The sequence below is a fragment of the Lysinibacillus cavernae genome, assembly GCF_009724685.1.
Taxonomy (GTDB): Bacteria; Bacillota; Bacilli; order Bacillales_A; family Planococcaceae; genus Lysinibacillus; species Lysinibacillus cavernae.
On record NZ_WMEF01000023.1, the window covers coordinates 1 to 8,811 of the forward strand.

7 protein-coding genes and 1 pseudogene are annotated in these 8,811 nt (G+C 37.9%); 6 read left to right on the forward strand and 2 right to left on the reverse strand.

Going from position 1 to position 8,811, the window contains the following annotated elements; all coding sequences use genetic code 11:
* Together GJU32_RS22670 and GJU32_RS22675 are read right to left on the reverse strand one after the other, a co-directional pair.
* A pseudogene (locus tag GJU32_RS22670) lies at positions 1-791 on the reverse strand (collagen-like protein); the annotation flags it as partial.
* Between the two features lie 112 nt (positions 792-903).
* Complete coding sequence (locus tag GJU32_RS22675; protein WP_155594140.1) at positions 904-1,989, reverse strand: glycosyltransferase family 2 protein; 1,086 nt, start codon at positions 1,987-1,989, stop codon at positions 904-906.
* 183 nt (positions 1,990-2,172) lie between these two features.
* On the opposite strand from GJU32_RS22675, the gene GJU32_RS22680 reads away from it, so the two are divergent.
* The 6 genes from GJU32_RS22680 to GJU32_RS22705 all read left to right on the forward strand — a co-directional run bounded on the left by GJU32_RS22680 (position 2,173) and on the right by GJU32_RS22705 (position 8,724).
* Positions 2,173-3,141: a YncE family protein gene (locus GJU32_RS22680; protein WP_230875132.1), complete on the forward strand. Its 969-nt coding sequence runs from the start codon at positions 2,173-2,175 to the stop codon at positions 3,139-3,141.
* Positions 3,141-3,824 (forward strand): response regulator transcription factor, encoded by a 684-nt coding sequence (locus tag GJU32_RS22685; protein ID WP_155594142.1) that lies wholly within the window; start codon positions 3,141-3,143, stop codon positions 3,822-3,824. The genes GJU32_RS22680 and GJU32_RS22685 overlap by 1 nt, the downstream gene beginning before the upstream one ends.
* A complete protein-coding gene (locus GJU32_RS22690) occupies positions 3,821-5,209 on the forward strand; it encodes a sensor histidine kinase (protein ID WP_155594143.1) in 1,389 nt (462 codons plus the stop codon). The genes GJU32_RS22685 and GJU32_RS22690 overlap by 4 nt, the downstream gene beginning before the upstream one ends.
* Before the next feature lie 3 nt (positions 5,210-5,212).
* Positions 5,213-5,707, forward strand: a complete 495-nt coding sequence (locus tag GJU32_RS22695; RefSeq protein ID WP_155594144.1) for a FixH family protein — start codon at positions 5,213-5,215, stop codon at positions 5,705-5,707.
* A gap of 121 nt (positions 5,708-5,828) precedes the next feature.
* Positions 5,829-6,401: a TetR/AcrR family transcriptional regulator gene (locus GJU32_RS22700; RefSeq protein WP_155594145.1), complete on the forward strand. Its 573-nt coding sequence runs from the start codon at positions 5,829-5,831 to the stop codon at positions 6,399-6,401.
* 133 nt (positions 6,402-6,534) lie between these two features.
* On the forward strand, positions 6,535-8,724 hold the full coding sequence (locus GJU32_RS22705; RefSeq protein WP_155594146.1) for a YhgE/Pip domain-containing protein: 2,190 nt from the start codon (positions 6,535-6,537) through the stop codon (positions 8,722-8,724).
* Positions 8,725-8,811: the final 87 nt, after the last annotated feature.

Genomic DNA, 8,811 nt, shown 5'->3' on the forward strand with positions numbered 1-8,811 from the left:
CCAGTAGAACCAGTAGAACCAGTAGAACCAGTAGAACCAGTAGAACCAGTAGAACCAGTAGCCCCGGTAGCACCAGTAACCCCAGTAACCCCGGTAGCGCCAGTAGCCCCAGTAACCCCAGTAGCCCCGATATCACCAGTAGGTCCAGTAGGTCCAGTAGCGCCAGTAGAACCGATATCACCAGTAACCCCGGTAGCGCCAGTAGAACCAGTAGCGCCAGTAGAACCAGTCATGCCAGTAGCGCCAGTCATGCCAGTAGCGCCAGTAGAACCAGTAACCCCAGTAACCCCGGTAGCGCCAGTAGCCCCAGTAACGCCAGTAGCCCCGGTAGCGCCAGTAGAACCAGTAACCCCAGTAGCCCCGATATCACCAGTAGAACCAGTAACCCCAGTAGCCCCGATATCACCAGTAGGTCCAGTAGGTCCAGTAGGTCCAGTAGCCCCAGTAGCCCCGGTCACGCCAGTAGCCCCAGTAGCCCCAGTAACACCAGTAGCTCCGATAGAACCAGTAGCGCCAGTAGGCCCAGTAGAACCGATATCACCAGTAGCCCCGGTAGCGCCAGTAGAACCAGTAGAACCAGTAACCCCAGTAGCCCCGGTCACGCCAGTCGTACCAGTAGAACCAGTAGCCCCAGTAACACCAGTAGCCCCGGTAGCACCAGTAATCCCACCAGTTGGTCCAGTAGGTTTTACGGGCCAAATTGGACAATTTGGGGTAGGTCCAGTTTTACAACAACATGGAAAGGAATTGCACTTACTGCAAACTCTATCTAGAAAATTTCCAAAATGCATAATCTCACCTCCTCTCTCAAATATCGTATTCTGATAAATGATAGACGAGGCAGACACATAACTACTTATTTTTTGTATATAGAGAGTCTTTTTTATCTGGTTAATGATATTTTCAGGAGTCGTTTTGATTGATTTTTAAAATACGCTCGAAATACTTTTTATTGTGTAATATTTTTGGGTCATTAGGAATGAAGGAGCTAGCTAATTCATTATGTGCATTTGCAAGTTCGTGTTGTTGTAGACGGTCATAAAGCACACAAAGCTGTAAGTGGGGAAGCCACGTAAAGAAGCTTTTATTTTGAAAAGGGGCGTTTGGATTTTGAATAATGACAAGCGCTTGTTCATACCAAAAAATGGCTTCATAATTTTTGTGTTGCTCCATGAAATGGTAGCCTAGGCGACAGCAGGCTTCGGGGCGGGGTACATCGTATTCAAAGCTACGTAAAATAACACTGAAGTTGTTTTCTTTATCGTTTAAATTGGAATAGCAATCTGCTAATTTAAAACAGGCCCGAATATTATCTTCTACCCAACCTAATTTTGAAGTTAAAAATAATTCGTAATAGTAAATGGCTTCTTCAAACTGACCATGATCTAGTAATTCATTAGCAAAGTAAAACGTATCGCGGGGTGATAGTGTTTCGCCTGCTTCAATTAATTGTCTATAAATCGTAATATTACGTGTATGGTCATGTGTTAATGGTAAATGGCTAACGGCTACATCACTATCAAACAACATGCCACCTACTTCTAAATATTCATGGACAGCACCGATCCATTGAAAATGCTTTTCTCTTTTTACAAGGCGATATCTTCTTATTAAAATGTCTACATTTCCCTCATTATCGAAACTAAGATGATAGTTCATTGAAACTGCATCAATATCAGAGGAAAGGGATTTCTTTAACGCCTTAAATTTTTCTCGATCCTCCTCTAAAAATATATCGTCAGCATCTAGCCAAAGAATGTAATCTTTTGTTGCTTGCTGGAAGGAAAAGTTCCGTGCAGCTGCAAAATGATGAATCCATTCAAAATCAAAAACTCTGTCAGTAAATTGTGCAACTATCTGTTTTGTGCTATCTGTTGATCCTGTATCAATAATATTGATTTCATCTACTAAATCTTTAACAGATTCAAGACATCGTCCAATAACATCTTCTTCATTTTTTACAATCATACATAGACTAATGGAAATCACGTTATATTCCTCCTTACTAGTATCTTTGTAGTATATGTAACCATGGAAATATGGGTTAGATGATTGAACTGTGAGGAGAATCATGTGTTTTAAATGTGAAATGTATTTTTATGGTTTGTCATAAATTTACCTCTCAAGTTTCACCCGGATTTCACAATTGTGAAGTATAGTAAAGGGGCAGAGGTGATAAAGTTGAAAAAATGGGCATTCTTCATTTTTTCGTTACTACAAATTATATGGTTAGCGGGTTGCGCTGAAAAATCGTATGAACCCATTGAAAAGGATCGAAATTTTATAGCATCATTAAATATACAAGAACCATCATTAGATTTTATAGATGAGGATGGTAATGTACTTGCAACATGGTTATTTGATAAAGCTTATTCAGGGGCAATACTATTAGGCGATGATCAAGTCCTATTGTATGGACACCAATTAAATACTATCGATGTCTATACAATCTCAACCGGAGAAAAGCGCTATTCAAAAAAAGTAGAGATTGGTACAACGAATGTGTACTATGATGACAACTTCAAACAATTTTTTATCACGAATAGTAAAACCAATACTGTGACAAGCTTTGATGAAGAAGGAAAAGAGCTAGTAACACAACAACTTGGCAATTATCCTATGTCAATGGCATCGTATAAAGATAAACTGTATGTTATTAATTTTAAAGATACAAAATTAACTGTGTTAAATATGAAAAATTTGACCATTGAACAAGAGTGGCCGATTCAAAAATCCTCCCATGGAATAGCCATTTTAGAAGAGACACATGAGCTATGGATAGGTGGTCATGGAGAAGGAAGTAAGCCAAATAGTTCAGTTAAAAAATATGATTTGACCACTGGCCAACTGAATGGAGAGATTGACATGCCTTTGATGCCAGTAGGATTAAAAAAGACAAAAGATGCCGTCCTTGTTGTAAGTCACGGTCATAACGAGTTATATGTTGCTGACTTTGATGGCCATATAAAATGGCAGCAAGAGGTTGGAGCAAATCCGTTTGTGGTCAACCAATTTAAAGATTATATTGTTGTCGCTGGCTATGACGATCATACTTTGTACTTTATAAAAGATGGCCAGAAAGAAAAAACAGTTGATGTAGGAAAAGGTGCTTTTCAACTGTTAGTAAGGGAGGAAAAATGATGACAACTGTATTAATAGTTGATGATGAGCAGGATATGCGTAATTTAATAGAAATGATGCTCAATAACTCTGATATAGAGACATTTACTGCCGCAAGTGGTACAGAAGCTTACGATGTGATTGTACGTGAAAATATTGATTTAGTGCTACTTGATGTGATGATGCCTCATGAAGATGGTTTTGTTGTTTGTCAAAGTATACGTGCGATGTCCAATGTACCAATTATTTTCCTAACAGCACGTGATGCCAATGAAGATAAGGTGAAAGGTCTTACTCTTGGTGGAGACGACTATATTGTTAAACCATTTACACATGATGAACTTGTGGCAAGAATTTATGCTGTGTTAAGAAGAAGTGGTGCAAATATTACAGAACTACAGCAAAAGTATGTGATTTTTGGTCCTATTAAAATTGATGAAATTGCACGGAAAGTATCTGTTGATGGTAAGAGTATTCCACTTACATTAAAAGAATTTGAACTGTTACATTTATTTATGAAAAATCCAGGTAATGCTTATACACGGGAGCAGTTGCTAGAACGCATTTGGGATATAGATTATATAGGTGGTACTCGAACTGTTGATACACATATCAAAACTTTACGAATCAAGCTTGGAAAGGATGCGGCTGCGCATATTCAAACCGTCTGGGGAGTGGGCTACCGCTTTGATCCTGGCGAATGAAAAAGATTGCCACTCGCATTTGGTTGTTAATTTTCGCATTTTTAATCATTACGGTTGTCTTTATGTATGTCCTCACAAATTTCTTATATCAACGTTTATATGTACAGGATACAGAAGATACAATGGTTGAAGTCGGCTTGAAACTACAGACAATGTATGACAATGGGAAAGTAACGGATGAATTTATTGCAGATATTGAAAAATTTAATGATTATTCAAATTTAAATATATTTGCAGTAAGGAATCCACGTGAGTTAAGTGCCTGTGTTCCATTCGATATAGATTATGAGACATTGATTGGACCCGAGGAAAGGCAGAAATTATTATCAGGAAAATATGTGCAAAAAATTGGGTACGAACCGCGTTTTGATCGACAGCTTATTTCGGTAGTTATACCGCTCGTTGATCAGAATAGATTAGAAGGTATCATTTATATCTATTTCCCACTAGCCAAAATTAGTGAATTGGCTAATAGTGGCGTGATTTTGTTGTTTATCAGTGCCTTTATATTTTTAGTGGTTGCTAGCTATTTGATTTATAAAGGTGTTCGACATATTATGCGACCTTTAAGCGATTTGCAACGTGCTGTGGAACAGATGTCCTACGGGAATTATGAGACACGTGTACCTGTCAATTCACGGGATGAAATCGGTAAATTATCTAGTACTTTTAATAGAATGGCAGAGGCAATCCAGCAAGAGGATGAAGCGCAAAAAACATTTTTAGCAACAGTTTCGCATGAATTACGAACACCAATTAGCTATGTGAAAGGCTATAGCGAAGCGATGCAAAATGGTATTATCACAGAAAATCAAAAAGAAGAAACCATTCAGTTAATTGTTCGTGAGGCTAATCGAATGGAACGATTAACAAATGAATTACTTCAACTTGCAAGAACGGAAAATGAACAAACAGATATCGTTCTTTATCCAATCCCTCTAGGTGAAACATTACGAGAGGTTCAAAAAATCCTAACACATCAAGCAGATAAAAAGAACATAACATTATATTTAGATGTAGATGATGCTTTAATTATTGAAGCTGATGAAGTGAAGCTAAAGCAAATTTTTATAAATATTATTGAAAATGCTATTAATTACTCGTATGAAAATTCTCAGGTAGAAATTATGGCTGTTGAAAAAACTGGTAGTGCGCAAATTACGATCAAGGATTATGGAATCGGGATTCCACAGGAGGATTTATCACATGTCACGGAGCGATTTTATCGTGTTAACAAGGCACGGAGTCGAGCAGACGGTGGTAGTGGACTAGGTTTATCAATTGTTGAACAACTATTAAAGCAGTTACAGGGTACGTTAGAAATTGAAAGTGTTATTGAAAAAGGCACGATCGTTATGATTCGGTTGCCATTAATGGAGGATTAAATGATGAAAAAGTGGTTATTTGCACTAATTGCAGTCCCTACATTATTAGTAGGCTGTGGAGAAAAAAAAGAGGCTTTACCAGAACCAGAAGTACCTCAAATCCCAGAAGTTGAAATTTTAACACCAAAAGAAGTAACGCTCAATGAAACAATTGAGCTGGCAGCACATGTTGAACAAGGTGGCGAAAACGTAGATGATGCTGTTGTAGAATTTGAGGTTTGGGAATCAGGTAAACGCGATGAAGGACAAATGATTGATGGGAAATTAGAGAAAGACGGCGTTTATAAAGCGACGACTACATTTGATCATGATGGTGTCTACTATATGTATGCACATACTACAGCTAACGGTGTTCATAATATGCCAAAGCAGCAAATTGTCGCTGGAAGTCCAGATATGACACAAGTTTTGCCAGAGGATGAAAAAGCCAATAACAGTATGGATAATAACATGATGGATCATAGTAACGAAGAAAAAGATGAAGAAAATCATCATTAAATGCTTGCATTTTTTTAGAAATAGGAATATGATAATGACCAGATGACCGAAATGGTTTTCTGGTCATTTTTATTAAAATGTACTTTGAATGTACATAACCTAACAAGAAAGGGTGTTACTAATGGATCGTAGGCAGGAAATTCTTGAAGCAGCTGCAAAATCCTTTACATTGTTTGGCTATAAAGCAACAACGATGGAACAAGTGGCGAAAATCGCTAATGTTGGTAAAGGTACGATTTATACATTCTTTGCAAATAAAGAAATTTTATTTCAAGAGATTGCTATGTCACTTGTACATGAGATGAAGGCGGAAGCGGATGCCGTGTTGGATGCATCAGCAAGCTTTATGGATAATGCACATAATGCTTTAATGAAAATGCTACAGTTCCGTGAAAAACATCTTTTATTTGCGAAGCTAATTGAAGAAGAAAAAGAATTACGAACACCAGCTGTTAAACAGGTGCTACTACGCATCGAGACAGAAATTTTATCGTATGTCGCAGAGTTAATACAAAGACGTATCAATAAAGGTGAAATTAGAGATTGTGATGCAGAGCTTGTGAGTTACTTATTGTTAAAGGCATATCTTGCATTTGTTGTCGATTGGCATGAGTTACACGGTGATGTTATTCCTGAAGAAAAGATTCTAAATCTTTTCAAGGAAACAATTTTTCGAGGTTTGATTCTAACTTGATTCGATAGAATACGGAAGTATAAGTATCGAATCAAGTGTTCTTTTTTGCAAAGTTGTTGAGGTTAACTATTTTTTTTGAATAAAAATGACCAAATGACGTTTTCGGTCAAATAGTTTAGGAGTGAGAATAACTATGATTAAAGCTGAATGGCTGAAGATCTTTAAAACAAGAAAAATGCTTGTATCCATTATCGCTGTATTATTTATCCCAGTGATGTATGCAGGTATGTTTTTATGGGCGTTTTGGGATCCTTATGCAGGACTTCCTAATCTCCCAGTAGCTGTAGTCAATGAGGATACTGGTGCTGAGATGGAGGGTGTTAAATTAGACTTAGGGGACACCTTAGTCGATAAACTGGTGGATAGCGAACAGTTTAAGTTTATTGAAGTTTCAAAGGATGAGGCTGAGAAAGGCTTAAATAGTCGTGATTATTATATGATTCTAGAAATTCCAAAAAATTTCTCTGAACATGCTACAACACTATTAGATAACAAACCATCAAAATTAGTGATGAACTACATTCCAAATGAGGGACTAAACTTCCTTGGTGCACAAATTGGTGAGACTGCAATGGATCGTGTACGTGCTGAAGTAAATGCACAAGTATCAACGACTTATGCTGAAAAATTATTTGATTCCATTGCAACGCTAGGAGATGGCTTTACAGAGGCAGCAGATGGCTCGAATAAGCTAGATGAAGGTGCTCAAAAAGTAGCGAATGGAGCAAAAGATTTAAAAGGCTATCTTGAGCAGCTAGCATCAAGCACAGTCGAACTGTCAAATGGTACAGATAAACTAACAAAAGGTGCTGGAGATGCTGCAAAAGGTGCGAATGAATTATCGGGTGGTTTAGTAAAACTACAAGATGGTACAGTTCAATTACAACAAGGAGCACAGCAAGCTGCAAATGGTGCAACAAGTCTTGAACAAGGGTTATCACAATATACACAAGGTGTTGCAAAAGTCGGTGCAGGTTTAAACACTTTAAACGACAAACAACAACAAATTAGTACAGGTGCAGCATCTATTTCTGAAAATGCTGGCGCATTAAACGGCGCAGCAAATCAACTAACAGATGGTTCTGCAAAAGTGGAGGCAGGCATTACAGCCTTAGCAAACCAATTACAAACGACGATGGCTTCAATGCCTGAGGAACAAGCAGCAGCATTAAAACAAACGTTAGCAGAGCTACAAGCAGGTAGTGCTAGTGTGCATAATGGTTTAACGTCTTTATCTGCTGGTACAGAAAAATTACAAGCTGGTGCTAATCAAGTAAGCTCTGGTGCAAGCCAAATCGCAGCAGGTCAAGCAGAAGTGCTAGCAGGTGCGAATGCATTAACAGCAAAAAGTAATGCTTTAATGGAAGGTGCAAAAGGATTACAAGCAGGTAATGCGACATTAGCTGCGAAATTAGGTGAATTACATGCTGGTGTCAATACAGCTGTAACAGGCTCTAAAACATTGGCATCTGGTTTAAATGAATTAGCGAATGGTACAACAACATTAAATCAAGGTACTTCTACACTTGCATCAAAATCTGGTGAGCTGGCACAAGGTTCAGCAACACTTGCTGATGGTTCTACTGAACTGGCTGATGGTACATCAACATTAACTAGCAAATTAGGTGAGGCAAGTGAAAAAGCAAGTGAAGTAAAAGCAAATCAAGACACTTATGATATGGTAGGTAGTCCAGTTGAAGTTGAAAAGGAATCTGTAAACCATGTTCCTAACTATGGTACTGGTTTTGCACCGTACTTTATTTCTCTTGGCTTATTCGTAGGCGCATTATTAATTTCGATTGTATTCCCACTTGTTGAACCAGCAATTCGCCCTAAAAATGGAGCATCTTGGTTTACAAGTAAAGTGACTGTATTAGCAGTCGTAGGTTTAGTGCAAACATTACTAACAGTAGTCATTGTTAAATGGGGTCTAGGACTTGAAGTAAATAACATGGGCTACTTTATCGTAACAGCCTTATTAACAAGCTATGTATTTTTAGCATTAATTCAAATGCTTGTTTCGATCTTTGGTGACCCTGGACGTTTCATGGCAATTGTTGTGTTAATTTTACAATTAACAACAAGTGCAGGTACGTTCCCATTAGAATTAATCCCATCACCATTACAAGTATTTAACAAGCTATTACCGATGACATATACAGTCCAAGCATTTAAATCAAGTATTTCTACGGGTGATACGTCATTCTTAATGCAAAACTATGGTGTTTTAGCTGGCTTCCTAGTAGCATTCTTAGCTATTACATTCGGCTATTTCATGCTACTACACAATAAACGTTACTCTAAAGTAGCAGAAGAAAACTAATCATGTAGCACTCACCCAATGTACGGTGAGTGCTCAGACTGTAGACAAACTCAAAAAATTTGAGAGTTTGCCTACAGTCTTTTTTCT